Here is a 24,169-nt window from a genome sequence, read left to right on the forward strand (position 1 = left end):
TGTTTACATGTAGGCGTAGTGTGAGGGGCACATAAAGACGGGCCCGGCAGGTGCGTCAACACCTGGTGCTCCGGGCCCTTGATCGCACGTGGAGGTGCGACCCGTGAGCCACCCTAGACCGGCCGACACGCAGGTGACCACACCCTGCGGCCGGCCCAGCTACGGCCCCTGCTTCACCACCAGCCGCCCGCCCCTGCCGTACGGGTGCGGCATCTGTGGCCACGCCCCCTACGAGCACGGCCCCACCGGCTGCGGCTCCGTCCCCGCCCACGAGTACGTCACCCCCGGCCCCGAGCAGGTGGCCGCGCGCTGGGACCTGCTGCGCGCCGCCGGCATCCAGGGCCGCCACATGCCCGCCACCGAGTGGCTCCCCCCGGTCGAGTGCGTCCCCGCGGCCCCGGCCCAGCCGGCCGAGCCGGACCTGACGCCCGTCGAGGAGCAGGCTTCCCCGCTGCTCGTCGACGAGACCGAGCACACCCTCCTGGAGCAGCTCGCCGCCAGCACCACCGCGCCGTCCCGGCCCAGCGCGCTGGACCTCGCCTGCCGTACCGCCCAGCCGTCGGCCGCACCCGCCGCGCCCCGGCCCTACCTGCCCGCGACGCTGCCCCGGCCGGTCGGGTGGCGGCGGCGAGCACCGTACCCCGGCGAGCAGCTCGCGGCGGTGGCGTGATGGCGACCGAGGAGAGCATCCTGCGCGAGACCACGCCCCTGGTGCTCGTGGTGGTCCCGGCCGATGCCGCCGCCCTGCGCGCCGAGTTCCCGCAGCACACGATCTGGCGCGCCGGCGGCATCTGGCAGGCGGCCGGGCCGTGCCCGGACCTCGGCTGCTTGTGCACGCGCACCGTGCACGCGCCGACCGTGGGTGGTCTGCGCTGCGAGCTTGTCGGCCGGAGGTGCGCGTGATGGCCAAGCCGCCGCTCACCGACGCCGAGCTCGACGAGCTGCTCGCCGACGCCACGCGCCAGCTCGACGCCGAGATCCGCGCCCGGATCGACCCGGCGGCGTTCGAGGCGTGGCTGACCACCTTCTACGCCGAGGGCAGGTGATCCATGCCGTTCGTTCCGCACGCGGAGGCCGACCCGGACCATGTCGCATGGGTTCCTGAACCCATCGACCCTGAGCTGCTGCTGGACAACTTCGAGACCGCCACACGCGTGCTGCGGGGGATGATGACGGGCGGGCCAGCGGCTGAGCCGTACATCCCGCCAGAGAAGCGCGGTGCGTGACGGCCACCGGCGCAGCGCCTGAGACCGTGCTCGTGATTGTCGGGCTCGGCCGGTACTGCCTGGCGCGTCTCGCCGACCCCCGGCCAGGGGCCGCGGTGGACTGCTTGTGCGGGCAGCGCGGTGTGGTCGCCGGCCGGATGCTCGGGCAGCCGATGACGCCTCAGCACGGTGACGCGATCCACCCGGTGTGCTTGAAGCTGTCGCGGCGGCCGGAGACCGACCCTTAGACCGGCGCGGCGGCGAGCGCCTGGGCGTCTGCCTCTCTCCCGGCCACGACCGGGTGGGCGCCCTCTGTGCCGCTTCTCGTCGCCGCGCCTTCCAGACGAGAGGGGGCGCCCGGACCCTTCCCCGAGACCGGACGCCCGTAGGGAGAGCCTACGCCGAGGCTGGGCTCCGCTTCCGGCACCAGGAAGCGGAGCCCGGTCAGGCTACTCGCGTTTCTTCCAGAGGCGGTCGATGACCCGGAAGGCTGCGCGCCGACGTTCGGGGCACTTCGACCAGACGGCCGGGAGCATGATGCCGACGACGATCAGCAGGACGACGCCGACGGCCAGAATGCCGGCGATGGTCGTCTTGTCCAGGAGCGGCCCGAGGGCCGGGATGAGCGCGACCGCGTGTAGGGAAATCCTTGCGGTGTTGGGCGGAGGCGTTGACCCCCGACGCTCCCCCCTCCTACGGTCATGGGATAGCTTGCTATTCAGGGCGGGCCTCCTTAGGGCTGCCTAACTTGGAATGACGGCCTCCCGTTGCCGCGGGGGGCCGTCGTCTTTTTGTTCGACAATGGCCCGTGGCCCTCGAAGGAAGATTGGATCAGTACCGGCGAGAGTTGGCAACGCGACCTGTGGACAGTCCTGTGGATTCGCTGTGCATAGAGTGGGGACGGTCTGTGGAAACTGTGGGCACTCGAACCACGACTTATGCACAACACTTCGTTGAGCTGCGGATACATGATGCACAAGCTGTGGATGAAGAAAAGTTTGAGCGACACGCCGTGTAATTGACCAAACCGCCGTATGCCCATTTCACCGCTGTCCGCGCGGTCGCCGAATGGTGAGCTGCGCTTGCCTTTTGCTGATCTTGCCGGGGGCGAAAATGCGAAAAATCCCCCGCCCGTCCCGGAGGACGAGCGGGGTTGGCGTGCGCTTAGAAGGCGTGGTCGCTGTGCACCCCGGGGTGGTAGCCCGGGGTTCGGGTCGACGCCTTGCCGTACGTCGGGGCGGCCTTCCAGCCGAGCAGCACTCCGGCGCCGGGCCACACGGACTCCAGGAGCCGGATGACGGTGTAGTAGCCGGAGATCGCCAGGGAGACGAGGACGACGCTGGCGGGCGCGACGGGCAGGTCTACGCCGTAGGAGGCGAGCCAGGCGGCGAGGGAGGGGATCCAGGCGGCGACGTTGGTGCGCAGCCAGGAGACGAGCCAGTCGGACAGGGACATGTGCCTCTCCTTCGGAGATGACGAAGCCCCGGCCGGGAGGCTCGGGGCGGGGTTGACCCTCGAGGGTCGGGGAGCGTTGACCCTCGAGGGTCAGGAGGCCGGGGTGGCCGACGGGGACGGGCTCGGGGTGACGCAGTCGAAGCGGGGGAGCTTCGACGCCCCCGGCTTGCCCGGCTTGCAGGTGGCGACCTGGCCGCCGAGGCTGATCTCGAACCCGGCGGTGAGCGGCTTGACGAGCTTGTCGACGCCCGACCGCGAGTACCAGGTGATCTTCTCTCCCTCGCGGCTGTTGCACTTGCCGTGCACGCTCTTGTCGAGGTTGTCGCGCTGAAGGATGCGCAGGTAGCCGGTGTTCTTGGGGAAGCAGCCGCCGTACGAGGCGGCGGGCTCCTTCCATGCCGCGTCGGCCGAGCCCGCGCCGAGCACGAGGACGGCGGCGCCTGCGAGGGCGGCGATGCTGGTCTTCTTCACGAGGGGTTCTCCTTGGTGAGGGCGGCCCAGCACTTGGCGGTCCAGCCGTAGCCGGTGCCGAGCTTGTGCTTGGCCTTGAAGCGGCGGACCAGCTCCATCAGGTCCGGGTCCTCGACCGCGTAGAGCGGTGAGGTCTGGTTGGCGGCACCGAGCGCCCGCCGGATCGTGACGACGTGCGGGGAGGAGTCGCCCGGCTGGAGCTCGGGACGGCGCGGCGCGGCGGGGCGCGCGGGCTTGGGGGTGTCGATGGGCATGCCGTCGTCGACCCAGGCGGCCAGGCGCGGGCCGGGGCAGGCGGTGGCGTATCGGTCGCCGTGGCCAAGCATCCGGAGCTTCCGGCCGGCGCGGCGGCATGCCTCCTCGTACAGCCAGCGGATCGCGCGCAGCGCGGCTGGGGAGGGGCTGTTGTCGCCGATGTAGGCGACGCTGACGCCGGTGCGGTTGTGGCCGGGGCAGTGCGCGCCGACGGCCAGCCAGCCGCGGCCCTCGAATAGCCGCCCGCGGTCGTCGACGAGGAAGTTGTAGCCCACGTCTGCCCAGCCGCGCTGCGGGCCCTGGTGGAACGCCTGGATGCTGCGCACGGTCTGCGTGGTGGGGCCGGTCGTGTGGTGGACGAAGAACTCCGTCCGGGCGCTCCAAGGCACCGTGTAGACGGTTCCGATGGGTGTGCGCGCGTCCCACTCGGCGCGGGTGACGATGTCCATGGTCAGTCTCCGTGGTGGGTGCGCAGGTGGTCGGCCTGCCCGGCGCGGATCTCATTCACCGCGTCCCGCAGCGTCGACCCGCCGTTCGGCTTCAACTGGGCCTCGATCGCCTCCAGGCGGGCCATCACGCCCGGCCGGGCGGGGACCCCGGGGCGGGCGGGCTCGCCCTGCCAGTCGTCGAGCACGTCGCCGCCGCGCTTGATCAGGCCGAGGGCTTTGGTGACCACTGCGGCGCCGCCGGCGATGGCGGCCAGGGCTATGCAGAGGTCGACGACGAGAATGCCGGTCACTCGGCGCTCCGTTCTGGGGTTGGTACGGCAGAGCGCCGCGGTGGATGGTCAGAAAGAGGAGATGAGGCCGGCGAAGCGCAGGGAGGCGAGGAGCTGGTTGAGCCTGCCCTTGGTGTCGTTGATCAGGTTCGCTTCGTTGCCGCTGTAGGTGGTGTCGGCCTCGCCGGTCACGTCCGACACCGCTGACCCTTGCGGGATGGTGGGTGGCACCAGGCTGTAGTCGGCCCCTGAGGCTGACCGCCAGCGCGCCTCACTGCCTGAGGCATACAGGTAGAAGCCGGACGGCGGGGTTGAGGGGGTGCCGGGCGGGATCAGGAGCGGCCCGGACGCCTGCGTGACGGGGATGCCCGGCCGTTGCCGCTCCCTGGCCTCCACGGCGGCCACTCGCGCGCTCAACGCCTGCACGTAGCGGATCAGGTCGTACGCGGACGCGCCGGCGTACGGGTCGAGCATGCTCACGACAGTGCGGCTCCTTCCAGGACGAGGGTGAGCCGGTCTTTGCCGCGGCCGCGGGTGCGCGGCTGCAGCTGCCAGCCGATGATGCGGAACAGCCGGTCGAACGTCGGCGAGCCGTCGGTCCGCAGCGGGTAGCGCGGGTTGTTGAGGCTGATCCGGGCGTACTCGCCGATCGAGTTGGGGCCGAAGGAGGAGCCTGCGCCGAGCAGCACGGTGGCCTGGAAGACGGCCGGGGCGCCGGGCGCCCGCGCCGCCCAGTAGGCGGCGTATTCGTCGATCGTCGTCTGGTCGGTGCTGTCGTGGCGCAGCCGTTTGTCGATCCATGGCCAGCCGGCTGCGCGGTGGGCGCTGGCCTCGATCAGCTCCGACCGGATCGCCGTCGCGGTGGTGGTGATGTCGGCCTGCTGCGGGGTGCCGCCGATGACGCCGAGGCGGGTGTAGCCGGTGAGCGCGGAGCGGGTGCGTGACCAGGTGAGGGTGTCGCCGCCGTTCGGTGATTCGACGAACTCGTGCGTGACCAGAGGGAAGTCGAGCTTGGGGGCGCCGAGCTCGATGGTGCGCAGGACCGCGCCGTCGACGAGGCGGGCGGCGGCGGTGTACTCGAACCCGTCCAGCGCCTTGGCGTAGGACTGCATGAGCTGGCCGATGTAGGCGTCGATGTCGCCCTTGAGCGGGCGCAGGCTCGCCGAGGTTCCGGCGCCGAGGGTGAGGCCGACGTTGGAGCCGGGGTCGTCCAGGGCGACCTGGACGAGGGCGCGGAAGTTGTCGAGCTGGTCGCCGAAGTCGAACTCGATCGCCTGCTGGAGGGCGACGTGGGCGAGGTAGCCGTCGAGGGTGACGCCTTGGATCTGCAGTTCGACCTTGCCGGAGCGCTGGTTGCGGGTCTCGATCACGGTGTGGATCCAGTGCGGGCCCCACAACTGCCCGCCACGCCAGGTGTGCAGGACGGTGCGGCCGACGCCGGCGCTCAGGTCGTACTCATCCGGCGGGAACACCTCGGCGGCTTTTGCGGCCTCCAGCGGTGAGGTGAGCGGGATCGTCGCGGAGAAGCTGCCGGGTTCGTTGATCCGGCCGTCCAGGCTCACGTCTTTGAGGGTGGGCAGGTCGCCGCGGAACTCGCCGGTGAGCAGGTCGAGGCCGACGAAGGAGGTGGTGCGGATGCCTTTGGCGGGTGCGAACGGCGGGAACGGGATCGGGGTCGGGATCTGGCCGCCGCCGGTGCCGCCGTCGGTCGACTGGATGAGCAGGGTGACGGCCCGCTGGGCGGTGGGGGTGGGTGCGGCCAGCATCCCGGCCGCGTCCAGGGGGGAGGTGGAGGCGTAGGGGCGGGCGGCGAGGGTGGCGGTGATCGCCCCGGTCTGGACCTGGTCCTGGGTGTAGCCGGGCAGGGCCGCCCACGTGGTCGCACCGAAGTTCTGCAGACCGGCCGAGTAGCGGATCTCGATTCCTGAGGGGCTGGAGGGGGTCAGGCCCGGCGCCATGTTGCTGGTGTCGAAATCGAGCTGGAGGCCGGCCAGGGTGGCGTCCCGGATGACGTGCAGGATGACGACGCCATCAGCCACGGAGTCCTGGGTGACCGTGTACTCCTCGGGCTCGTCCGCGCCTACGGTTTTGCCCCAGACGCGGGCGCCCGCCCAACTGGTGGACGGGAACTCGCCGAGGGGCTGCCAGGTGCCGCCGCCCGTGATGGTCAGGTCCGCGTTGGCCCCGAACGAGGCGGTGCTCCAGGCGAGGATGATGTCGCCCGGCTGGGCGGCGCCGCGCGCCACCGCGCCGGGGGCGACGCGGGAGACGAGAGAGCGGGTCTCGGCGGGCACGAGCTCACCCCCTCGGGTCAGATGATGGCGTGGTTCCAGAACGCCTGGAGTGGCGGCGCGGTGCCGTCGGCGGTGGAGTAGTAGATGCGGGAGATGCGCGGCTGGAGCACCATGTCGGGGATCGTGCTGGTGCCGTTGAGGCGGGCGCGCGCGACGGACTCGTCGCCGATCATCGCGGTGCCGCGCTGCACGTCGATGATCATGATTTCGTCGGCGGCGACTTCGACGTCGTACTCGATGACCCGCGTGTGCTCGGTGGCGTCCAGGTCGGTCCAGACGACCTCCACCTGGGGTTGTATGGCGGGCCCGCGCATCCGGTAGCGGGGGGGTGTCGCGGTGTTCCCGGCGTTGACGACGTCGACGAAGCCGCCGTCGGCGACGGTCGCGTTGGCCAGCTCCCGGCTGTAGAACCTGGGGTCGCTCATGGTGAACTGGACGTAGGCCTTGACGTGGCCGATCGGGGTCGGCTTGTCCATCGCGGCCCGGCGCTGGGTGACGCGGCCGTAGCCGACCCAGATGCGGTCGATGACCTGGACGGCGATCGGCAGCCGCTCGTCGGCCACGGCTTTGGGCAGGCCGATCGTGAACGCGTCACACACCGCCTCGATCTCGCCCTTGGGCGCTTTGATGAGGAGTTCGGCGGTCATGACGCGGGCCTGGGCGAAGTCCTGGCCGGGCAGCTCGCCGTCCGCGCTGGGGTGGGGTTCGTCGCCCTGGTCGAGGCCGGGCATGTCCCACGGGCTGCCGTCCACGCGGTGCAGCCGGTAAGGGGTGCCGCCGCCGATCTTGAACCCGTTGTAGGAGATCTGGCCTTTGCCGTCCAGGTCGTCGCCCGGGGTGACCGGGACGCTGACGGCCGGGTCGGGCAGCGCCGCGACGACGGGGATGGCGCCGGGGGTGGCGAACACCTGCTTGACCGTGGACACGTCCGGGGCGGGCACCGCGACGGGGACGGCGATCGCGGGCGGGTCGACGGGGACGACCCCGCCACCGACGAAGATCTGCGGGGTCGGCAGCGCGACGGTGACGGGGATGGCGGCGGGGCTGACGGTGGTGGTGAGCGACACCGCCGGGGCGGGCATCGCGACCGGGGCCGCGACCGGGGCCGGGGTGGCGTTGGCGGGGATCTCGCCGGGGATGAGGGGCGAGCGCGATCCCTGCCGCCACGGGATGCCGGGCCCGTCGTCCTGCGCCGCGCCGGTCCCGCCGGTCAGGGTGTTGCCGTTGCCGGACAGGTCGGCCAGGTCGGTGGTGCGGATGAGCGGGTACCAGCCGCGCAGCCCGGCCGTACGGCTGGGCATCTGCCGGAAGCACTCGGCCTCCAGCTCGGCCTGCGACAGGCTGGCCGACCACCAGCGGAAGGCGGCGAGGCTCCCGTCCATGGGGACGCCGCCGTCGTAGTGGTCGCCGAGCGCGAGCCGGGAGAACTGGTTGCTGCTGGCGCTGCCGTCCGACCAGGTCAGGACGGTGAACGAGGTGGCGGTGAGGGTGCGGATCACCCAGACGCCCGAGGCGCCGTTGTTGCTGTAGCCGACGTAGTGCCACACGCCGGCGGTCGCCGCCGGCCCGGTGTGGCCGGTGTCGCCGGCGATGAGCCGGAACTCGCTCGACTCGCTGAAAAGCATCTCATCGGCGCCGGTGCTGGCGTTGTTGAGCGACCAGATACGGCCGGTCGTGGCGACCGGTTTGATCCAGAATGCGACCGACCACTGGTTGCTGGTCGGCGGGCTGGCGATGGTCGCCCTGTACCGGTGTGCTTCCGCGCTGATCCGGACCGCCATCTGCTGCCTCCTAGGAGTCGGAGTAGGAGATGCGGACCTCGACGAGGGCGGCGTCGTTGGCGAGGGTGTCGGCGCCGTTGGAGCCGATCCGTCGGACGCGGAGTGCGACCCAGTCGCCCGCGGCCACGCTGTCGAGGTTGGACAAGGTCACGGTGGCCTTGTGTAGCCGCTTGCTGGTGGTGCCGAGGTGGGCGTCGTCGACCGTTTGCTCGGTGGCCAGCGCTTTGGTCTCGATGTCCTGGCTGTCGGATTCGGGGGTGATCGCGGCCAGAGATACGCCCCATCGGACGGTGCCGGTGGTGGCGTTGACCGCGTACCAGATGATGTCCACGGTCCAGTTGCCCGACCCGTAGTTGACGGCCTCCAACGGCCAGAACGCGGCCTCGTCCGCCGTGGCGTCGTACAGCAGCCGGGAGACGGGGAGGTTGGTGCCGTTGGCCTTGTCGTAGGGGGCGATGTTGCTGCCCAGGTGCAGCGCTTCCTCGGGCTGCAGGCGGTGCTTGATCGTCGCCACGTCGCCTCCTTACGGCACCAGGTCGAAATAGAGGATCCCCAGCGAGTCGTGGGTGACCAGGTAGTCGCCGTCCTGCGTTTCCTGCGTCAGTCCGAAGTCGATCGCCGCCAGCGCCCGGTTGCTGTGCACCGAGTCGTACAGCAGGTAGCCGCGCGCCTCGATCGTCGAATCGGCGATCAGGATGTTGTTCGCATCGAACGTCACCCGGCCGGAGGCGATCACCAGCGTCGTCCCCGTCAGCACCGGCCCGCCCGCCGTATACCCGGCGCCGGACGCCTCGTTGCCCGACGCCCACGTGCCCGTGCCGTAGGCGGTGTCGGAGTTGTAGTTCGGGGTGGCGGTGTCCTTGAAGAACGCGCCCTTGAGCTCCGTCTCCGACGTCCAGTCGGTCGCCAGCAGCGTCGGGTCGAACTTGTCGACGAACGCCTCACACATCACGCCTGAGCCTGCCCACGCCATCACGCACCTCCAGACTGGCCGAGCGCCTCCATGGCGGCCAGCAGCGGCCCCTGCTCGCGCGGGATCCGCTCCAGGTCGTAGACCGCCTTCGCGTACTTGCGCTTGCCCTTCTCGTCGCGGGCGTTCGCGTACTCGACCACGTGCCGTTCCGCCTCCCGCAGCCGGGCGAGCGCCCGCAACCACGTCCGCGTCTCGGCGTAGGAGGCCATGGCGGCCCGCTTGGCGGCCGCGGTCTCCTCGCTCGGATCGACCGCGTGCGCGGCCTTGGCCGCCTCCAGCCGGTCGTGCTCGTCGGCCAGCGCCAGCTCCAGGTCGAGCCGGGCGCGCACCCGTCGCGTGCTCGTCACTGCCGCCCCCCTCTCCCCGCAGCCCGCAGGGCCGGGACTTGGACCGTCACGTCACGCTGCTGGTCGTGGCGTTTGCCGCGGTACTCGCGGGTGATGACGAGCGCCCCGGTCTCGGTGACCTGGCCGATCAGCCGTACCCGCCGGCCGCCGACGATCGGCTCTCGCCTGCGCGGCGCGGTATATCCGTTGTTGGTCTGGATCGACTTGAGCCGGGCCAGGTCGTCAGGTGTGTAGCCCTGCAACCCCATCGGGCCTCCCTCCTTCAGTTGAGTACGGGCGCACGCAGCGAGAACTCGGCGCCCAGGGCGGTCACGACCTTCGGCAGGTCGGCCTCTTCGCGGACGGTGATCGTGCTGCCGGTCATGTCGACCTGCACGCCCGCGGGCCCGGCCGGAAGACGTGCGCCGGAGAACGCCGACGAGCCACCCAGCACCTGGGTCGGATCCCCGCCGCCCGCCCCGGCCACCATCCGGCCACCCTTGCCGCCGGTGAGCGCCTGCTCGGCATGCCCGACGAGGCTGCCCGCGGCCGACGACATGGCGTCGAGGACGCTGCCGGATCCGGCCTGGATGCCGACGACCAGGCCGGCCATGGTGTCCATGCCGATCTCGGCGAACACCTGGCTGGGCGACTTGATCTTCAGCTCTTTCTTGATCGCCTTCACGAGGGCCTTGACGATCTTCTCCATCATCCCGTCGAGCTCTTTCAAGCCCTCCTGGAGCCCGCGGAGGTACCCGTCGCCCGCCTTCTTGCCGGTGTCGAACATCGCGTCGGCGCCGGCCTTGCCCAGTTGCTTCGACATGTTGTCGATCTGCTTCTGGGCTTTGTTGATCGCCTTGATCTCGGAGCCGTCTTGGCCGACGAGCATCTCGGCGAGGCTGCCGCCCTGCTCCACGCCAGCGTTGATGATCTGCTGGAGGGTGGTCTTATTCAGGCCTTTCCGCGCCAGCTCCTGGATATTGCGGGCGAAATCCTTGATCTGCTGGGCGCGATTCTTGAGGCTGCCGGAGAAGTCTCCGGTCTCCATCTCCTCCTTGGTCAGCCCGGTGATGCTGGCCCAGGACTTGGCGTCACCGGCGATCTTCTTCGCGGCCTCGTTGGCGTCGGCGATCCTCTGGACGATCTCCTGACGCTTGAGCGCGAGCCCCTCCAGCTCCAAGTTGCCGCCGCGCACGAAGTGCAGCAGCCAGTCCTGGACGTCAGGCTTGTTCTTGAAGGCGTCCTTCACCTGGGCTATCAGGCCGTCGATGACCTGCTTGACGTCGGCGTCCTTCGCCCGCAGGCCCTTGAGGAGCCCTTCGACGGTCAGCTTGCCGATCTCGTGCATCGCGGTCGATGGGTGCCCGCCGCCGCCCGGTCCGTTCCCGGTACCGGTGGCCTTCTTCGCCGAGGTGATGACCTCTTTGACGGTGTTGTAGGTGGTGTCGAGGAGTTCCTTGCCCTTGTTGAGCAGGCCGTTGATGAACCCGTCGATCGTCCACTCGCCGATTTCTTCGGTCGCCTTGGACGGGGAGTGGCTGTCGACGGCGGCCTTGAAGGCTCCGAGGATGTTCGCGCCGAGGCTCTTGACGGCGTTGACTGGCTCCAGCGCCTTGGCCTTGATTCCGGCCACGAGGCCGTTGATCAGGTCTTTTCCGGCCTGGACGAGGAGCTTGCCGAGGTCGCCTAGACCGGTTTTGATCTTGGTCGGGATGTCCTTGACGAAGGTAACAAGATCATTAATCTTGGTGGAGACGGTCTTCTTGATTCCCTCCCACGAGTCAGCCGCCCGGGACTTGATGTCCTCCCACGACTGGCCGAAGAGCTCGGACACCTTCTCGCCGTAGCCATCGATCGTGTCCTCGAAGTAGCGCCAGATCGAGTCCCAGATCTTGGACAGCCCGGCCTTGATCTCCTCGAAGTCGCCGGTCAGCAGGCCCTTGAACAGCTTGAACAGGCCGGAGAAGGTGCCCCAGAAGGCGTTCCAGACGTTCAGGAAGTTGTCGACAACCCACCCGAGTCCAGTGAGGATCTCGTCGCCCCACTCGTCCCAGAACTCCTTGATGCTGGTCAGGACGTCCGTGACCACGGTCGAGACGGAGTCGAACCCCTCCTGGAACTTCTCCTTCCACTCGCCGAGCGTCTCGCCGTTCGCGGCGACCCATTCCTTGACGTCAGCGACGATCCCGTCCCAGATGCCGCCCAAGTCAGCAGCCCAGCCGCGGACCTCCTCGGCCACGCCCGACAGCTCGAAGCCCCGGGACATGACCGTCCCGAACTCCTCCAGCTTCGGCAGCACGCTCCCGCCGAGAAACTCGACGACGTTCTGCTCGATGCCGCGCTTCCACGCTTCGAGCTTCACCGTGGCCGTGTCGTTCAGGGTGTCGCCGGCCTCCTTGGCCGCCCCCTTCACCTTGCCGAGCGCCTCGGCCGCCGAGGCAGGGTCAAGCGCCAGCAGCGCGTCCTGAAGATCCTCGGCCTTGGTGCCGAAGAGCCCGACCGCCACCGCATCCTGCTCGACCGGGTCCTTCATCTCCCGGATGCGCATCAGGACGTCCCCGAGCGCGGCCTTGGCCGCCGGACCGCCCTTGGCGAAGACCTGGAACATGGTGTCGGCGTCGTAGCCGAGCGTCTTGAACGCCGCGGCGCTGGTGTCGGAGCCGTCCTTGGCCCGGATCGCGAATTCCTTGATCGCGTCCGCGATCGTGTCCGCGTCCCGAGCACCAGCCTTGAGCCCCTGCGAGATCAACCCCAGCGCGTCCGCGCCGGACAAGCCCAGCTCACGGAACTGGGTGGAGTACTCGTTGAAGGTGTCGAGCAGGTCCTCGCTCTTGTTCGCGCCCTCCTGAGCCCCGCGAACGAGCAGGTCGAACGCGTACTCAGCGTCCGGGGCGAGCCGGTTGCGCAGCATCTGCGCGACCGCCCGAGTCACCCCGGTCACGTTCTCGTCGAGGATCTTGGCGGTGTCCATGGCCCGCGCGCCCATCGCGCCGAGGCTCTCCTCGGAGGCGCCCTGCATCCCGTCGAGCTGCTGCACCACCGACTTCAGGGCCTCGGTGACGTCGCCCATGCTCTCGCCGTAGGCGTCGGCGTAGAGCTTCCCGGCGACCTTGCCGAGCTTCTCCGACTCGGCCTTCGTAGTGCCGAGCTGGGCGAAGAGCTTCTGCTTGGCCGACTCGGCGTCGAGCGCGCCCTCCAGGCCCTGCATCAGCTTCGCGCCGATGGCCGCGCCGGCCGCGAGCGCCAGGCCCAGCGCGCCCGCCTTCAGCCCACCGATCAGGTTCGCGCCGATCCCGGCCATCCGGCCGCCACCGCCCGCCCCACCGCCGCCGTCCTCGACTCCGTCGCCGAACTCGCGCCCGGCCTCCCGGCCGGAGTCGCGGGCGACCTGGTCGGCTTCGGCGAGCCCGTCCTCCAGGCCGTCGACGAGCTCCTCGCCGGCGCGGCGGCCAGCCTGCCGGGCGTCGTCGTCGAGCCGGTCGAACGCTTCGTCGATCTCGCGCTCAAGGTCGGAGGCGAAGGCGTCGGCCTCGGCGAGCATCTCGTCGAAGCTGGCGTCGAGCTCGCGTTCCAGTTGGTCGAGGTCGGCGATGGCGGCGGCCGGGTCGAGGCCGTCGCGGATCGACTGCTCGATCTCCGATAGGGAGCGGGTGACCGAGGACTCCATGCTGGCCATGGAGCTGCTGGTCTCGGTTTGCATGGTGCGTAGCCCGGCCGCGATGTCGCGGGTGCCGGTCTGGAAATCCCGGCGGTCGATCTGGGCGTAGGCGACGAGCTCGCCGACGGTGAGCGTGGCCACGAGGATCACCTCCTCGCGGGGTCAGTCGTCGAACGATGCCTGCTCTGGTGGCCTGGCTGGCCCGTGCTCGTCTTCGCGGGCGCGCAGCACGCGGAAGAGCCGGGTGGAGGGCTCGGAGAGGAGGCCCAGGATGCGGAGCCTCAGCCAGTGCCCGGTGCGCTCCTTCAGGAGCCCCGGTCGGCCGATGTCGATCTTGTAGGTCTGGTGGAGGTCTACTTCGACGAGCGCCCACCGCCCGAAGATGAGCTCCCACGTGATCCCTGAGTCCTGCGGTTCGGGGTTGTACCACTCCCTGAGGCCCGTCTCGGGGTCGACGGGCCCTCCTCCTGGGTCTCCGTCTGGTCGTCCGTCTCCGACGTCGACAGTCGTTTTGGGACGCCGCCCTCCCACACCTGGAGTGCGCGCTCCTCGCCGTGCATGTGCCACTGCATCGCGGTCGCGCCGCACCGGCGGATCTGCACCCAGGCGGCGCCGTCGGCCGCGAGCTCGTCGTAGATCTCGTCACCGAGTGCCTTGCGGAAGATGACCTCTTCGTCGACAGGCTCGTCGTCCTCTCCGAGGGCGCGCATGCCGGATGCGAAGCGTGCCCAGGTGTCGGCGTCCAGAGGCTGAATGACGTACGTCTTGGTTCTGCCGTTGGGGAGGGGGACGGGCAGGTCGAGGGTCTCGCCGAGGCTGGCGGCCATCTCGGGGAACTTGGGCATGAGGGTGCGCTCCTTCTGCTGTTAGGCGGCGGGGTTGGTGATGGCGGTGCGCTTGCCCTTGCCGCCGAACACGACGTTGAAGGGCTCCAGGGCGGTCACGGAGCCGCCGCCACCGCCGTACTGGACGTTGACGCGGCCCTGCCACGCGTCCGGGGCGCCGTCGCGGCGGTAGTACCGGATCTCGATGTCGGAGCCGACGCCGACCGCGTTGCCCGCCTCCAGGACGTACTGCTGGCCAGGGTCGGGGATGAACGACGCCTCGTTGTCGGCGTCGCGCTTGCGCTTGCCCTCGGTCTCCAGCTTCCACTTGCGCTGGGTGACCTCGTCGCTACCCCAGCCCTCGTTGTCGTAGTCGGAGTCGTCCTCCATCGTGGTGTCGATGGTCTCCTTGAAGGACGACATGCCCTTGAGCGGGGTCCACACAGGAACCGCGGTGGTCCCGGTGTTGACGTCCAGCGCCCAGGCGCTGGCCAGGAGTGAACGGGTTGCCATGGGGTGATCTCCCTATCCGGGGCGGTTGCTGCTGGGTTGGTGGATGAGCAGGTGGTAGGAGTCGGCGCGCTCCCAGCGGTGCAAGCTGTCGACGCCCATCGCGGCCTGCATGCGGCGTGTGCAGAGCAGCACGCCGTCGGCTGGCGCTTCGAGGCCCTGGAGCACGTCGAACACGTGGTCGGCGATGTCGTTGACGCTGCCGGGGTCCTCGCGGGCGCCGCGCATGCGCACCTGAAGGCCGAGGGTGCCGTCGGTGTTGACGGGGTCGTCTGCGAGCTGGTCGACGCCGTAGGTGGCCAACGCCAGGGCGCGGTCTGGGGCGGAGGGCAGCGCCCAGTGGACGATGGCGATCTCGGCCGCGCCGTACGGCGAGCCGTCCGGATGCCACACGCCGACGCCGGCCGCGGCGAGCCGTACCGAGAAGGCGGCGAGGAGGTCGGTGGTCCAGCTCATCCCATCGCCCGCCGCATCTCGGCCGCGATGATCTCCAGCATGGCGCCGCGCTCTTCGTCGGCCGGGTCCTCCAGGTACTTCGCCTTCCTGCCTTCGTCGTGCTTGAGCGTCAAATCCTCGTGCTGGATGATCGCGTACGGCGTGTCGTAGGACACCGCGCCGACCAGCTCGCCCTCGTCGACGACGACGGTGCCGGAGCGTTCGAGGGTGCCCTCCTCGTGGGGGACCTGCTCGCGGCTCTTCTGGAGCAGGTGCTCCAGCGCTTTCTTGAGGCCCTTCGCCGCGGCGTCGTGGACGGCCTGGTCGAGGTCGCCGATGTTGAGAGTCAAGTCGGACTTCTGCGGCATCGGCGGCCTCCTACTGCAGGGCGACCTCACGGTGTGAGGGGACGGGAAGGTGCACGCCGTCGACCTCGGCCGAGGTGATGGCGTGGGTGATGGAGCCGTCGGGGAGCGTCACGCGGGACTCAGCCGGGCAGGCGTCGGCGAGCTGCATGCGCAGCGTCGTCTCCGAGATGACCTCCGAGCCCGCGGAGTCGCGGACGAGCCGCCGCTTGGCCTCGACCAGCGCGCGGACGGTGACGGCCGGGCCGTACACCGCGCCGTACGGCCCGGCCCCCGCGTACGGCTCGACGATCACGTCCTTGCCCGCCTTGCGGAGCAGCCAGCCGGGGATCGCGCGCATCAGTAGCCCGTCCACGGCTCGTGCCCCTGCAGCCCGGCGCCGTCGAGGATCTCGACCGCCTCCGGTGCTCGGCGAGGGTCGCCGCGGGTCAGGTCGGAACCGCCCGCGCCCTTGGTGAACGAGATCGAGCCGGCGGCCACGCTGGTGTACTCGTCGCCAGCGCCCAGGCCGTCGTCGCCGTTCTCCTCCCACCACTCGACCAAGGCGCAGCACGCGTCACGCATGGCGGTGATGTGCGACTGCTCGGTGGGCAGGCCGTTGTCGTCGATGGGGTAGATCGCGGTCTTGAGGAGGACGTTGTTCATGTAGCGGGTGGCCCGGGCGAGCTTGCGGGCGGCGCTGGCGGGGACCGGGTCGGGGTCGAGCCAGGCCTCCAGCTCGTCGACGGTCGCGTAGGCCATGGCCACCACCTCCTGGGTTGTGTCGCGGGCGGGCGCGCACCCTCATAGCCCCCACCCGCCCGCGAGCTGTGGACCCCTACTTGGGGGTGATCTCGACGACCTCGTAGGTCACCGTGGTGATAGCCGAGAAGTCGAGGTGGACCGAGCCGTCCTCCTGGGCGTAAGCGCCGCCCCACGGGCCGAACCACTTCGTCGCCCCAGCGGCCAGAGGGATCACGCGGTCGGCCGGGGCGACCCCGTCGACGGCGGCGCTGGGCCCGAACTTCTCGGTCACGTTGATGCTCGCCCCGCTGCCGTTCGTGACCCGGGCAGCGCGCTTGGTGCCGTTCGGGATCGCGAGCCCGTCCACGGGCGCGGCGGCCGGGGTGACGGCGACGCCTGCGGTGGAGGGGATGGTGGGGGCGGTGACGGTGAAGCGTGCCATCTCCTACTCCTCTCCCTCGTCCTCGGCGGCCGTCATGCGGTCGTGGAGGTCGATGAGGTCCTGCTTGGTCATGGCCTCGGCGTCGTCGGGGAGCATGCCGTTGGCGACGGCCCAGCCGACCCATTCGGCCTTGGACGAGCTCTTCGTCAGCCGGGAGGCCGACGATTCGGAGCCGTCGGCCTCGGTGTAGGGGCTGCCGTCGGGGTTGACGCGGCGCAGGTAGCCCTTGGTCACCTGCTGCTGCATCACCTCAGGCAGCGGCAGGTCCATCGGCCAGGGCGCGCCACCGCCCTGGCCGACGAAGTAACCGGTCGTGGTCATCACGTGTTCCTCGGGACCTTGAACGCGGTCACGGTCATGGCCTGTGAGGTCTCGAACACGAGAGACCCGTCGGCCTGGAGGAAGCGGCCGGACTCGAACGGGCCCAGCCACTCGACGGCGCTGGCGGTCAGCGCCTCGACGTAGTCGCCCTGGCCCGCGGCGATCGCGGGCGGGTTGGCGCCCTTGAGCAGCGTGAAGTTACCGCCGGTGCCGCCACACACGACGCGCAGGAGAGTCCGCTCCGGCTCCGACTTGGTGATCTGGCCGCCGTTGCCGGCGCCCGCGGTGACGGCGGTACCGGCCGGGTCGGCCAGGGTGCCGTTGGGGACGAGGTTGCTGTACGGGACAGCGGTGCGAGGCATCGGTCTGCCCTCCTATCAGGCGGTCGGGTCGGCGAGGACGGTCGAAATGCAGTCCGGGCGCAGCAGCTTCGCGCCGTAGACGTGCAGGCCGCGAACTCGGTCGGCGAACCGGACCTCCGAGCGCAGGGCCTCGGTCTTGAGGATCTGCTCGGCGAAGGTGATCGCCTGGGGGACGCCCGCCATGATGACGCGCTGGTCAGCGGTCGGGTTCGGCGTGTTGTTGGACTTGTGCAGCCGGAAGCCGGCGGCGTCGCCGACGTAGCCGTTGCGCAGCGTCTCGGTGGTGCCGCTGGCGCTGGCGTCGGTGAAGCGCGGGTCCTTCTGCATGAGGCCGTGGAACCACGCCGGGATGACGACCCAGCGGCCCTCGGCGGGGACGTCGGCCTCGTCGAGCTTCACGCCCAGGTCCACGAGGGTGTCGTAGGCCTCGCCGGGCGCGTCGATGACGCGGGCGGCGCCGGCGTCGAGCCGGTTGGCCGAGGCGACGCCGGTGTAGAGGGAAGCGACGTAGCGATCGACGACGTCGCGCAGCCCGTAGGAGCTCTCGCTCATCGCCTCGGGTACGACGTTGGCGCGGGCCTGGGCGGCGTCGACGTCGTCGACGGTGATGGCCCAGTACTTCTCCTGGTCGACGACCAAGGTGCGCTGCGCGTCGGTCAGCTCCTCGTAGGAGATGTCGTTGTTGCGCGTGTAGGTGTTGATAGTGGGGCGGGAGATCGAGGTGATCCGCACCGTGTCGCCAGCAGCCCGGATCTCGCCCTCGTAGTTCGTGTTGCACAGGGAGGCGTAGACGTGGGCCCGCTTGAGGCTGGACAGCAGGAGGGCGGACCAGATCTCCGGACGGAACCGGGTGATGGCCATGGGGTCCTCTCTTACATGAGGTGCTTGAGCTTGCCTGCGGCGAACGCCTTCTCGATCTGGTCGGGCGTCATCCGGGCGAGCTGCTCTTCGGTGATGGGCTGGCCTTCGCCGGGGGCGCCGGCGAACTCGCCGCCGGACACGGTGGGCGTCGGGGGCGCGGGCGGGGAGGCCGGGGCGGCGGCCATCCAGGGGTTCGCCGCGAGGATCTCGGTGACCCTCGTGGTGAGCTGGGTGGCGAAGTCGGCCGCGTTGGGGTCCAGCTCGGCCGCGGCCTGCTGGAACGGGATGGAGCTGAGCAGCGCGTGGCCGTTCACCCCGAGGGTCGGGGCGGCGGCGAACGCGTGCTGTGCGACCGTTGCCGTCCGGGCGCTGACCCGGTACTTCGCGGACTCGCCGCGGAGATCCTGGATCTCCTTCTGGGCCCACTGCGGAAGCCGGGAGATGTCCCGGGAGCCGTCGTCGACGGCCTGGGCGGGCGGTGCGGGTACCGGCGGTGCGGGTACGGCAGGCGGCGGCGTCCACTGCGGGGCGGGCGGGGTCGGGGCCTGCGGTGCCGGGTTGACCGGCGGCGTGGGCGCCTGCGGTGCGGGCGCGGGAGCCGGGGCCGGGCTGGGTCCGGCATCGGTGGGCGGGGTGGGCATGGACATGCGGACCCTCCAGGGGACTCGCGGGATGGGACGCTCGGCTCCAGGCCGGGCGGAAACAGGTTTGGACCGCGCCAGGCGGCCCGTTTCGGGCATCCGTCTAAGACGATTCGGACGGATGGTGATCTAAGGGGGCGTACGGTGCGGACCATGCACCCTCAGCAGCCGCGGCAGGCGACGCAGGTCTACACGCAGCAGTACACCCAGGCGCCCGGGCAGGCGCCCACGCAGGTGCAGCCGCCGATGGGGCCGCCGCCGGGGTGGCAGCCAGCTCCGATGCCTCCGCAGCCGCAGGCGAAGCGGGGCATGCCGAAGGGGCTGATCATCGGGCTCATCGTTGCCGGCGTGATCGCCGCGGGCGGGCTCGTGAAGCTCCTCGACCCGAGCGGGCCCGCGACAACGTCGACGGCCAGCTCGGTGCCGCAGCCGGACGATGCCCAGGCGCGTGAGCTACGCGCGGCGCTTGGCGAGATCGACCCGGCGCTCGACCACGAGCGGTCCATCAGCCGGGCCCGGGACACCTGCCAGCAGATCCTCGCCGGTATGGAACGCACGCGCGTAGCCGCTGCAGTCCAGAAGCGGTTCTCAGGTACGGCCACCGTGGGCGCGGCCGATGCAAGGCGGATTGTGGAGCTGATCGAGTCCAGCGCGTGGTGCCGCTAGTCGACGCGCAGCTCGAAGTCCGGCCGGAACAGGCTCGGGTCGAGCACGCCGGCCGCGGGGCGGCCAGCGACGTACGCGTCGCGCATGATCCCCCACACCTGTCCGCTTGCACGTACCCCGGCCGGGCCGGCCGCTCGATCTGGGGAGAACCCGGCCGCCGCCTGGCCGTCGGTCCATACGTGGCCGAGCAGCAGCCCAGCCTGATCGTGAAGCGGCGCCTGCTGCTTCGGGCCCTGCGGGATGCCCGGATAGGTGCCGGAGCCGGACACAGGGCCAGGGGAGAGCCCGGCGTCGGTCCAGCGCACGTCACGTTGTTCTGCCATGGCCGTCTCCTTCCCTATCTGTAGCCCTCGTTGCCGTCGCCCAGCGCGGCCGGCATCCAGCCGTCAGGCTTCTGCCAGTCGTCGGGGACGATCTCCAGCTCCATGAACCAGGCGTCGCGGCCGCGAGTGCGGTCGTACCCCTCATATACAGCGTGTACGACGTAGCGGGAGTTCCTTCGGACTAGGATCTCACGCTCGTCCTCCTCGAAGGCGGAGATCGGCATAACGTTCATCGCGCTGTGCCCCTTGGGGACGCGGATCACGAGGTAGACGTCGCCGCTGAATGCCGCCCGCGCCCCGACGCTGGTGGACATGAAGCCGAGCTCGGGGAAGACCTGGCCGACGAGGCCTTGCATCGTCTCCGGCTTGGTGACGTCCGCGCCGAGGAACTTGGCGAAGGGAGCTCCGACGCCGCGGTGCACGATGATCGACTCCGGTGCTTTGGCCTTCGTGAACGCGCTGTCGAGTGACGCGAGCTGCTTGTCGTAGCGGTCCTGCAGCTCGGGGATGAGGTTGCCGCGGAGTCCGCTGTTGATCAAGCTGCTGGACGCGGTGTACGACTTGAGCGCTTCCAGCTCGTCCTCGGTGAGGTCGGCGGGCATGGGCATCTTGTCGCGCGCCCAGGTGAGGCCGTCGACGTTCGTTCGGTGGCGGAGTGCCTCCTGCATGCCAGGCGCCTGGCGGCGGGCCGCTTCGGCTGCGGCCTCGCGGCGCGCAGCCTCTTCGGCTTCGCGCCGGGCCTGCTCCTCGCGCTCCCGGCGGGCTCGCTCTTCGGCCTCACGCTGCTCGCGCTCGGCCTGCTCACGCGCCGCCTTCCCCTCGGCCAGGCGGCGGGCGGCCTCCTCAGCCTCCAGCCGGGCCCGGTCGTCAGCCGGGGGCGGTGCCGGCCGGGCGGGGCGTGCTGCGGTCGGGCCAGTGTCGGCCGGGCCGAGCGCCAGCTCGTCCTGCACGGGCGGTTCGAGCGAGGTGACGGGGCCGGCCTGGGGGCCGCCGGCGCGCGGGATGTTGCCCGCGCCGATCTGCTCCCGGTACGGCAGCCGCTTGAGCTTGGGGTGGGCGGCGAGGTGGGCGCGCAGGGCGGCCTGGGCGGCGCGGACGCGTGCGCCCGCTTCCTTCTTCGCTTCCGGGGTGAGCGCGCCGACTGCTTGGGTCTTGGCGTCCCTGATCTTGCGCTCCAGGGCGCGCTGCTTCTGGCGGGCCTTGTCGCCTTCGGGGTCCTCGGTGCCCTGCTTGAGGGTGGTGAGCCCCGGCATGTAGGCGGAGATCGAATGGCGACAATTCGGGTGCAGGAGTCCCTTGGCCATCGCCCCGGCGAGGGTGTCGAGCACGTCGACGGTGACCATGACGTCGTCCTTGGTGGCGTGCTGGACCCGCACGTTGCCGGTCGGGCCTGCGTCACGGCGCAGCACCTTCGACTCGAAGGGCCGGCACCGCTTGCACTCCTGGACGTTGTCGGACACGTAGACGAGGTCGATTCCGACGTCGGCGAGGCGGTCCGTCTGGCCCTGCACCATGGCGCGCTGGGCGTTGGTGCGCGCGGTCATCTCGACGTAGCTGCTCAGCTTCCAGCGGCGGCCGGAGCTGTCGGTGAAGTCGACGATGCCCTGGTCCATGAGCCGCTGCCAGGTGGCCTGGCTGGCCTGGCGGCGGGTGAACGCGCCGCTGGCGATGCGGGCGGCCGCACCGGCCTGGACCGCGCGGTAGGCGTCCAGCGGCGCTCGGAGGATGTTGGCGTCGACGCGGCCGACGTCGGCGTGGAGCGCCTGGGCGATGTTCTCGATGAGGCGCGCGTTGGGCATCTGCTGGATGCCCTGGCGGGCCTGCTGACCGATGCCGGACTTGGGAAACCACTTCTCGGGGAGCCCGACGAGCGCGGTGTCGCGGCCGGACCGGTAGGCGTCGGCGATGGCCTGCCGGATCACGCGCGCGCGGGTGGCCTGGAGGCTGGCCAGGATGGCCCGGGTGCTCGCCTGGAGCTTGCGGACGGCGTCGAGCTTGCCCTCCTGGAAGGGGCTGTAGTCGAGGCCTTCACGCAGGCGGGTGGCGATGGTCTTGACCAGGGCTGTCTCGACGTCGCGGTAGAGGTCGGCGACCGAGCTGGCGATCTGGTCGAGGAGGTCCTGGTCGACAGCCACGAGGACCTCCTACGTCTGCGTTTCCGCAGCTCAGGATCAATATCGGGAGATGCCGAAAATGCTCACTCCTCGCGTGCGGGCGGCCCGTTCTGCTCGTCGCCCTCCGGGCCGGGGCCGACCATCTCCTTGGGCAGCGCGAACGGGTCCTCGACCGCCTCGCGGGCCTTCTCGATCCGGTCAACCTCCTCCTGGACGTCGGGGTCGTCCCAGTCCGGGTGGAGTGTCTTCACCTTGATCCACGTCGAGATGGCCTCGGCCTGGTGGAGCAGGTTCAGCGTCTCGGCGAGCGCCTTCGGGTCGGTGGCCACGCCGTCAGGCCATTCGAGCTTGGGCGGCTCGGGGTTGATCTTCTTGCCGAAGTGCGCCACGTCCAGCGCCGCCTGCACGGCCAGGATGTGCCGCACCGCGCGCTGCTGGTACGGGATCTTCTTCCCGCGCGTCGTGAAGCTCCGCTCCTGCCGAGCGACCACCTCGGTCGCGGTCACCGCGACGTCGCCCTCGCCGCCGAACGTCTGCACCGAGTAGCCGGCGCCGCGCACGGCCTGCTCCAGCCAGTCAGCCGCGGTCGCGCGGTGCTCCTCGTGCCGGATCAGGAACTGCTGCGCGCTGATCTCCAGGCCGCCGTCCTCGGACATCGAGCCGATGCCCTCGTACAACTCCCGGTCCAGGTCGAAGCCCGCACCCTGGCCGGGGCCGTTGTTGGTGAGGTACTCGCGGGGAACGATGAGCCTCGCCTTGGCCAGACGGATGTCACGCCGCCACGAGCTGTAGACCTCGTCCAGGCCGTCGAGGAACGGCTCGATGCCCTGCAAGTCGGAGCGGCCGAGGTAGGCCGCGGCTGGCACGTTGCGCCAGATCCGGTTCGGGAGGATGTTCGGCGCGTACGACACGGTCAGCATGTCGATCCCGGTCGGGATCGCGCCGGCGGCGTTGACCACTGCGGCGAGGTGCGCGGTCGCCTGGTGCTCGGTGAGCGGGATCTGGTGGCCGAGCTCGTCTGTGCTGCCCTGGTAGAGGCCGTGATAGATGACGCCGACCTCGTGCCGTTCCAGGTGGCGTAGCACGATGCCGTCCTCATCGCGGAGGACGCGCCAGAAGGTGACCGCGGTGAGAACGCCCCACCGGAATTCCGGGATCGCTGCGTCGGCGTGCACCGCGGCGATCCAGGAGCCTTCGGGGCGGGCCTTCTTGTCCCAGCAGCCGCGGTAGAAGACGCCGGACAGGCCGGCGGCGAGCTCGGCGGACTCCAAGAGGGTGGAGTGGAGGAGGCCGTCTTCGACGATGGCGTCCCAGTAGGCCTGGGTGGGCTTGTCCTCGGACGTAATGTTGATCATCTCGCCGTAGAGCAGGTTGGCCGAGGTGGCGGCGATGTCGGAGGCGAGGGGGACGTGCATCTTCGTCCTGGGCTGGGCGCCGGACGGGCGGGTGCCCCAGAACCAGCGCTCCAGCTTCTTGCCGACGGACGCGCGCCAGCCGCCGCGCTCGGAGGAGAAGAAGCCGGTGGAGTCGCTGGTCTGCTGGCCGCCGTACACCGCGGCGAGTGCGTCGGGGTCGCTGGAGTACCAGGCGCTCCACTCGGCGAGTTTGGGGAGTACGGGGGCGATGGCGGGTGGCGGCCAGGTGCCGCCGCTCGGCAGCGGCATCGGGGGTCTCCTGGTGACGTGCTCGGGGATGTTAGTGAGGCCAGGGTGTACGGTCCGCCGCGTGTATCTCGTTATGTGCAGCCGAGACGGCGAAGCTAGCGGACCTGTGGGTTGGCATGACCTGGACATCGACGGATGCGTCACGGTCGGCGGCCTGAAGTACCGGATCACCGACAAGAAGGTCGAGACGCCTATGGGGGTGGCGCGCATTGCCATCTTGACCGGCAATTAGTCCGGCAGGCTGGGCTCCGTCTGCTCATTGGTGGGCGGGGTCCAGCCGAGCGCGATCAGCGTCTCCCGGGTCTTCTCGGGCACGTCCACGTGGGCCAGGCTGTCGAGGTCGAGGCCCCTCACGATCACGTCGAGCGTGACGGTGGTGAGGCTGTTGATGTCGGTCTCGACCTTGATGCCGCGCACACCCCTGACGGGCTGGCCGTCGATCTCGATGGTGCCACCGCGCATGCCCGGCGGTAGGTCGAGACGGATCTTCTTCGCGGCCATCAGGCGTGCTGCCAGTCGTTGGCGAGGATGTCGGTCTGGGACGCGACCCAGGGCACGAACTCGTCGTCGACGGTCTTCATCATCAGGTACGGCCGGAACTTGCAGACGGTGCCCTCGGGGAGGCCGGTCGCCGCCGCGGTGTTGGCGTTGATCGGGATGCCGTCGGGGTAGCCGTGCTGGAGGACGACGTACATGCCGCGCCCGTTCCAGCCGCGGCGGTTCATCCGGTTGCCGCGCATGAGTTGGTCGAGGGCTTCGGAGAAGTCCATGAGGGTGCTCCA

At 70.2% G+C, this 24,169-nt stretch carries 34 protein-coding genes; 6 read left to right on the forward strand and 28 right to left on the reverse strand.

The window, feature by feature from the left end; all coding sequences use genetic code 11:
• The first annotated feature begins 103 nt into the window (after positions 1–103).
• From ACIBG7_RS18510 to ACIBG7_RS18525, 4 genes are read left to right on the forward strand one after another with little or no spacing between them, the layout of a single operon-like run.
• Entirely contained in the window at positions 104–670 is a 567-nt protein-coding gene (locus ACIBG7_RS18510) for a hypothetical protein (RefSeq protein WP_397336953.1), read from the forward strand.
• Positions 670–903, forward strand: coding sequence for a hypothetical protein (locus tag ACIBG7_RS18515; RefSeq protein WP_397336954.1), 234 nt, complete (start codon positions 670–672; stop codon positions 901–903). The genes ACIBG7_RS18510 and ACIBG7_RS18515 overlap by 1 nt, the downstream gene beginning before the upstream one ends.
• Entirely contained in the window at positions 903–1,046 is a 144-nt protein-coding gene (locus ACIBG7_RS18520; protein WP_397336955.1) for a hypothetical protein, read from the forward strand. The genes ACIBG7_RS18515 and ACIBG7_RS18520 overlap by 1 nt, the downstream gene beginning before the upstream one ends.
• A 3-nt stretch (positions 1,047–1,049) precedes the next feature.
• Entirely contained in the window at positions 1,050–1,226 is a 177-nt protein-coding gene (locus ACIBG7_RS18525; protein WP_397336956.1) for a hypothetical protein, read from the forward strand.
• A 1,143-nt stretch (positions 1,227–2,369) separates the two neighbouring features.
• Here the strand turns inward: ACIBG7_RS18525 and ACIBG7_RS18530 are convergent.
• The 23 genes from ACIBG7_RS18530 to ACIBG7_RS18640 all read right to left on the reverse strand — a co-directional run bounded on the left by ACIBG7_RS18530 (position 2,370) and on the right by ACIBG7_RS18640 (position 18,626).
• Positions 2,370–2,660 carry a hypothetical protein gene (locus ACIBG7_RS18530; protein ID WP_397336957.1) on the reverse strand — a complete coding sequence of 97 codons (291 nt, stop codon included), beginning with the start codon at positions 2,658–2,660 and terminating at the stop codon, positions 2,370–2,372.
• A gap of 90 nt (positions 2,661–2,750) precedes the next feature.
• Positions 2,751–3,131 carry a hypothetical protein gene (locus tag ACIBG7_RS18535; RefSeq protein WP_397336958.1) on the reverse strand — a complete coding sequence of 127 codons (381 nt, stop codon included), beginning with the start codon at positions 3,129–3,131 and terminating at the stop codon, positions 2,751–2,753.
• Positions 3,128–3,835 carry an N-acetylmuramoyl-L-alanine amidase gene (locus ACIBG7_RS18540; protein ID WP_397336959.1) on the reverse strand — a complete coding sequence of 236 codons (708 nt, stop codon included), beginning with the start codon at positions 3,833–3,835 and terminating at the stop codon, positions 3,128–3,130. The genes ACIBG7_RS18535 and ACIBG7_RS18540 overlap by 4 nt, the downstream gene beginning before the upstream one ends.
• A 2-nt stretch (positions 3,836–3,837) precedes the next feature.
• Entirely contained in the window at positions 3,838–4,125 is a 288-nt protein-coding gene (locus ACIBG7_RS18545) for a hypothetical protein (protein WP_397336960.1), read from the reverse strand.
• 48 nt (positions 4,126–4,173) lie between these two features.
• On the reverse strand, positions 4,174–4,584 hold the full coding sequence (locus ACIBG7_RS18550; protein ID WP_397336961.1) for a hypothetical protein: 411 nt from the start codon (positions 4,582–4,584) through the stop codon (positions 4,174–4,176).
• The gene (locus ACIBG7_RS18555) at positions 4,581–6,398 is read right to left on the reverse strand and encodes a hypothetical protein (RefSeq protein WP_397336962.1); all 1,818 of its coding nucleotides are present in this window, start codon (positions 6,396–6,398) and stop codon (positions 4,581–4,583) included. The genes ACIBG7_RS18550 and ACIBG7_RS18555 overlap by 4 nt, the downstream gene beginning before the upstream one ends.
• A 17-nt stretch (positions 6,399–6,415) precedes the next feature.
• The gene (locus ACIBG7_RS18560; RefSeq protein WP_397336963.1) at positions 6,416–8,179 is read right to left on the reverse strand and encodes a LamG-like jellyroll fold domain-containing protein; all 1,764 of its coding nucleotides are present in this window, start codon (positions 8,177–8,179) and stop codon (positions 6,416–6,418) included.
• A gap of 10 nt (positions 8,180–8,189) precedes the next feature.
• A complete protein-coding gene (locus ACIBG7_RS18565) occupies positions 8,190–8,693 on the reverse strand; it encodes a hypothetical protein (protein WP_397336964.1) in 504 nt (167 codons plus the stop codon).
• Positions 8,694–8,702: 9 nt separating this feature from the next.
• The gene (locus ACIBG7_RS18570) at positions 8,703–9,128 is read right to left on the reverse strand and encodes a hypothetical protein (protein WP_397336965.1); all 426 of its coding nucleotides are present in this window, start codon (positions 9,126–9,128) and stop codon (positions 8,703–8,705) included.
• Positions 9,129–9,151: 23 nt separating this feature from the next.
• Entirely contained in the window at positions 9,152–9,499 is a 348-nt protein-coding gene (locus ACIBG7_RS18575) for a hypothetical protein (protein ID WP_397336967.1), read from the reverse strand.
• Complete coding sequence (locus ACIBG7_RS18580) at positions 9,496–9,747, reverse strand: hypothetical protein (RefSeq protein WP_397336968.1); 252 nt, start codon at positions 9,745–9,747, stop codon at positions 9,496–9,498. Before ACIBG7_RS18580 ends, ACIBG7_RS18575 begins: the two co-directional genes overlap by 4 nt.
• A 14-nt stretch (positions 9,748–9,761) precedes the next feature.
• Positions 9,762–13,277 (reverse strand): phage tail tape measure protein, encoded by a 3,516-nt coding sequence (locus ACIBG7_RS18585; RefSeq protein WP_397336969.1) that lies wholly within the window; start codon positions 13,275–13,277, stop codon positions 9,762–9,764.
• A gap of 212 nt (positions 13,278–13,489) precedes the next feature.
• Entirely contained in the window at positions 13,490–13,981 is a 492-nt protein-coding gene (locus ACIBG7_RS18590; protein WP_397336970.1) for a hypothetical protein, read from the reverse strand.
• A 21-nt stretch (positions 13,982–14,002) separates the two neighbouring features.
• A complete protein-coding gene (locus tag ACIBG7_RS18595; RefSeq protein ID WP_397336971.1) occupies positions 14,003–14,473 on the reverse strand; it encodes a phage tail tube protein in 471 nt (156 codons plus the stop codon).
• 12 nt (positions 14,474–14,485) lie between these two features.
• Entirely contained in the window at positions 14,486–14,926 is a 441-nt protein-coding gene (locus ACIBG7_RS18600; protein ID WP_397336972.1) for a minor capsid protein, read from the reverse strand.
• Entirely contained in the window at positions 14,923–15,273 is a 351-nt protein-coding gene (locus tag ACIBG7_RS18605) for an HK97 gp10 family phage protein (protein WP_397336973.1), read from the reverse strand. Before ACIBG7_RS18605 ends, ACIBG7_RS18600 begins: the two co-directional genes overlap by 4 nt.
• Before the next feature lie 10 nt (positions 15,274–15,283).
• Positions 15,284–15,610: a hypothetical protein gene (locus ACIBG7_RS18610; protein WP_397336974.1), complete on the reverse strand. Its 327-nt coding sequence runs from the start codon at positions 15,608–15,610 to the stop codon at positions 15,284–15,286.
• Positions 15,610–16,011: a hypothetical protein gene (locus ACIBG7_RS18615; RefSeq protein ID WP_397336975.1), complete on the reverse strand. Its 402-nt coding sequence runs from the start codon at positions 16,009–16,011 to the stop codon at positions 15,610–15,612. The genes ACIBG7_RS18610 and ACIBG7_RS18615 overlap by 1 nt, the downstream gene beginning before the upstream one ends.
• A gap of 76 nt (positions 16,012–16,087) precedes the next feature.
• On the reverse strand, positions 16,088–16,435 hold the full coding sequence (locus tag ACIBG7_RS18620) for a hypothetical protein (RefSeq protein ID WP_397336976.1): 348 nt from the start codon (positions 16,433–16,435) through the stop codon (positions 16,088–16,090).
• 3 nt (positions 16,436–16,438) lie between these two features.
• The gene (locus tag ACIBG7_RS18625; RefSeq protein ID WP_397336977.1) at positions 16,439–16,756 is read right to left on the reverse strand and encodes a hypothetical protein; all 318 of its coding nucleotides are present in this window, start codon (positions 16,754–16,756) and stop codon (positions 16,439–16,441) included.
• Positions 16,756–17,118, reverse strand: a complete 363-nt coding sequence (locus ACIBG7_RS18630; RefSeq protein ID WP_397336978.1) for a hypothetical protein — start codon at positions 17,116–17,118, stop codon at positions 16,756–16,758. The genes ACIBG7_RS18625 and ACIBG7_RS18630 overlap by 1 nt, the downstream gene beginning before the upstream one ends.
• A 15-nt stretch (positions 17,119–17,133) precedes the next feature.
• Entirely contained in the window at positions 17,134–17,979 is an 846-nt protein-coding gene (locus tag ACIBG7_RS18635; protein ID WP_397336979.1) for a coat protein, read from the reverse strand.
• Between the two features lie 11 nt (positions 17,980–17,990).
• The gene (locus ACIBG7_RS18640; protein ID WP_397336980.1) at positions 17,991–18,626 is read right to left on the reverse strand and encodes a hypothetical protein; all 636 of its coding nucleotides are present in this window, start codon (positions 18,624–18,626) and stop codon (positions 17,991–17,993) included.
• A 147-nt stretch (positions 18,627–18,773) separates the two neighbouring features.
• Here ACIBG7_RS18640 and ACIBG7_RS18645 point away from each other — a divergent pair, with 147 nt between their 5' ends.
• The gene (locus ACIBG7_RS18645) at positions 18,774–19,286 is read left to right on the forward strand and encodes a hypothetical protein (protein ID WP_397336981.1); all 513 of its coding nucleotides are present in this window, start codon (positions 18,774–18,776) and stop codon (positions 19,284–19,286) included.
• Here the strand turns inward: ACIBG7_RS18645 and ACIBG7_RS18650 are convergent.
• The 3 genes from ACIBG7_RS18650 to ACIBG7_RS18660 form a co-directional block, all read right to left on the reverse strand.
• Entirely contained in the window at positions 19,283–19,609 is a 327-nt protein-coding gene (locus ACIBG7_RS18650; protein ID WP_397336982.1) for a hypothetical protein, read from the reverse strand. The two genes, ACIBG7_RS18645 and ACIBG7_RS18650, sit on opposite strands and share 4 nt — an antisense overlap.
• Before the next feature lie 14 nt (positions 19,610–19,623).
• A complete protein-coding gene (locus tag ACIBG7_RS18655) occupies positions 19,624–21,744 on the reverse strand; it encodes a phage minor capsid protein (protein ID WP_397336983.1) in 2,121 nt (706 codons plus the stop codon).
• Positions 21,745–21,806: 62 nt separating this feature from the next.
• The gene (locus ACIBG7_RS18660; RefSeq protein WP_397336985.1) at positions 21,807–23,387 is read right to left on the reverse strand and encodes a hypothetical protein; all 1,581 of its coding nucleotides are present in this window, start codon (positions 23,385–23,387) and stop codon (positions 21,807–21,809) included.
• 61 nt (positions 23,388–23,448) lie between these two features.
• Here ACIBG7_RS18660 and ACIBG7_RS18665 point away from each other — a divergent pair, with 61 nt between their 5' ends.
• Positions 23,449–23,619, forward strand: coding sequence for a hypothetical protein (locus ACIBG7_RS18665; RefSeq protein WP_397336986.1), 171 nt, complete (start codon positions 23,449–23,451; stop codon positions 23,617–23,619).
• Here ACIBG7_RS18665 and ACIBG7_RS18670 read toward each other — a convergent pair.
• Positions 23,616–23,888 carry a hypothetical protein gene (locus ACIBG7_RS18670; protein WP_397336987.1) on the reverse strand — a complete coding sequence of 91 codons (273 nt, stop codon included), beginning with the start codon at positions 23,886–23,888 and terminating at the stop codon, positions 23,616–23,618. The two genes, ACIBG7_RS18665 and ACIBG7_RS18670, sit on opposite strands and share 4 nt — an antisense overlap.
• Complete coding sequence (locus ACIBG7_RS18675) at positions 23,888–24,157, reverse strand: DUF2829 domain-containing protein (RefSeq protein WP_397336988.1); 270 nt, start codon at positions 24,155–24,157, stop codon at positions 23,888–23,890. The genes ACIBG7_RS18670 and ACIBG7_RS18675 overlap by 1 nt, the downstream gene beginning before the upstream one ends.
• Between the last annotated feature and the right edge of the window lie 12 nt (positions 24,158–24,169).

Origin of the sequence: Nonomuraea sp. NPDC050328, from assembly GCF_044459405.1 — a bacterium.
Lineage (GTDB): Bacteria > Actinomycetota > Actinomycetes > Streptosporangiales > Streptosporangiaceae > Nonomuraea.

Coding starts and splice junctions, on each gene's coding strand:
- ACIBG7_RS18595 (WP_397336971.1), bottom strand. CDS start 14,473: ATGGCAACCCGTTCACTCCTGGCCAGCGCCTGGGCGCTGGACGTCAAC.
- ACIBG7_RS18590 (WP_397336970.1), bottom strand. CDS start 13,981: ATGCCCAAGTTCCCCGAGATGGCCGCCAGCCTCGGCGAGACCCTCGAC.
- ACIBG7_RS18610 (WP_397336974.1), bottom strand. CDS start 15,610: ATGCGCGCGATCCCCGGCTGGCTGCTCCGCAAGGCGGGCAAGGACGTG.
- ACIBG7_RS18530 (WP_397336957.1), bottom strand. CDS start 2,660: ATGTCCCTGTCCGACTGGCTCGTCTCCTGGCTGCGCACCAACGTCGCC.
- ACIBG7_RS18635 (WP_397336979.1), bottom strand. CDS start 17,979: ATGGCCATCACCCGGTTCCGTCCGGAGATCTGGTCCGCCCTCCTGCTG.
- ACIBG7_RS18580 (WP_397336968.1), bottom strand. CDS start 9,747: ATGGGGTTGCAGGGCTACACACCTGACGACCTGGCCCGGCTCAAGTCG.
- ACIBG7_RS18650 (WP_397336982.1), bottom strand. CDS start 19,609: ATGGCAGAACAACGTGACGTGCGCTGGACCGACGCCGGGCTCTCCCCT.
- ACIBG7_RS18515 (WP_397336954.1), top strand. CDS start 670: ATGGCGACCGAGGAGAGCATCCTGCGCGAGACCACGCCCCTGGTGCTC.
- ACIBG7_RS18520 (WP_397336955.1), top strand. CDS start 903: ATGGCCAAGCCGCCGCTCACCGACGCCGAGCTCGACGAGCTGCTCGCC.
- ACIBG7_RS18630 (WP_397336978.1), bottom strand. CDS start 17,118: ATGCCTCGCACCGCTGTCCCGTACAGCAACCTCGTCCCCAACGGCACC.
- ACIBG7_RS18620 (WP_397336976.1), bottom strand. CDS start 16,435: ATGGCACGCTTCACCGTCACCGCCCCCACCATCCCCTCCACCGCAGGC.
- ACIBG7_RS18645 (WP_397336981.1), top strand. CDS start 18,774: ATGCACCCTCAGCAGCCGCGGCAGGCGACGCAGGTCTACACGCAGCAG.
- ACIBG7_RS18540 (WP_397336959.1), bottom strand. CDS start 3,835: ATGGACATCGTCACCCGCGCCGAGTGGGACGCGCGCACACCCATCGGA.
- ACIBG7_RS18615 (WP_397336975.1), bottom strand. CDS start 16,011: ATGGCCTACGCGACCGTCGACGAGCTGGAGGCCTGGCTCGACCCCGAC.
- ACIBG7_RS18570 (WP_397336965.1), bottom strand. CDS start 9,128: ATGTGTGAGGCGTTCGTCGACAAGTTCGACCCGACGCTGCTGGCGACC.
- ACIBG7_RS18600 (WP_397336972.1), bottom strand. CDS start 14,926: ATGAGCTGGACCACCGACCTCCTCGCCGCCTTCTCGGTACGGCTCGCC.
- ACIBG7_RS18670 (WP_397336987.1), bottom strand. CDS start 23,888: ATGGCCGCGAAGAAGATCCGTCTCGACCTACCGCCGGGCATGCGCGGT.
- ACIBG7_RS18675 (WP_397336988.1), bottom strand. CDS start 24,157: ATGGACTTCTCCGAAGCCCTCGACCAACTCATGCGCGGCAACCGGATG.
- ACIBG7_RS18560 (WP_397336963.1), bottom strand. CDS start 8,179: ATGGCGGTCCGGATCAGCGCGGAAGCACACCGGTACAGGGCGACCATC.
- ACIBG7_RS18640 (WP_397336980.1), bottom strand. CDS start 18,626: ATGTCCATGCCCACCCCGCCCACCGATGCCGGACCCAGCCCGGCCCCG.
- ACIBG7_RS18605 (WP_397336973.1), bottom strand. CDS start 15,273: ATGCCGCAGAAGTCCGACTTGACTCTCAACATCGGCGACCTCGACCAG.
- ACIBG7_RS18625 (WP_397336977.1), bottom strand. CDS start 16,756: ATGACCACGACCGGTTACTTCGTCGGCCAGGGCGGTGGCGCGCCCTGG.
- ACIBG7_RS18660 (WP_397336985.1), bottom strand. CDS start 23,387: ATGCCGCTGCCGAGCGGCGGCACCTGGCCGCCACCCGCCATCGCCCCC.
- ACIBG7_RS18525 (WP_397336956.1), top strand. CDS start 1,050: ATGCCGTTCGTTCCGCACGCGGAGGCCGACCCGGACCATGTCGCATGG.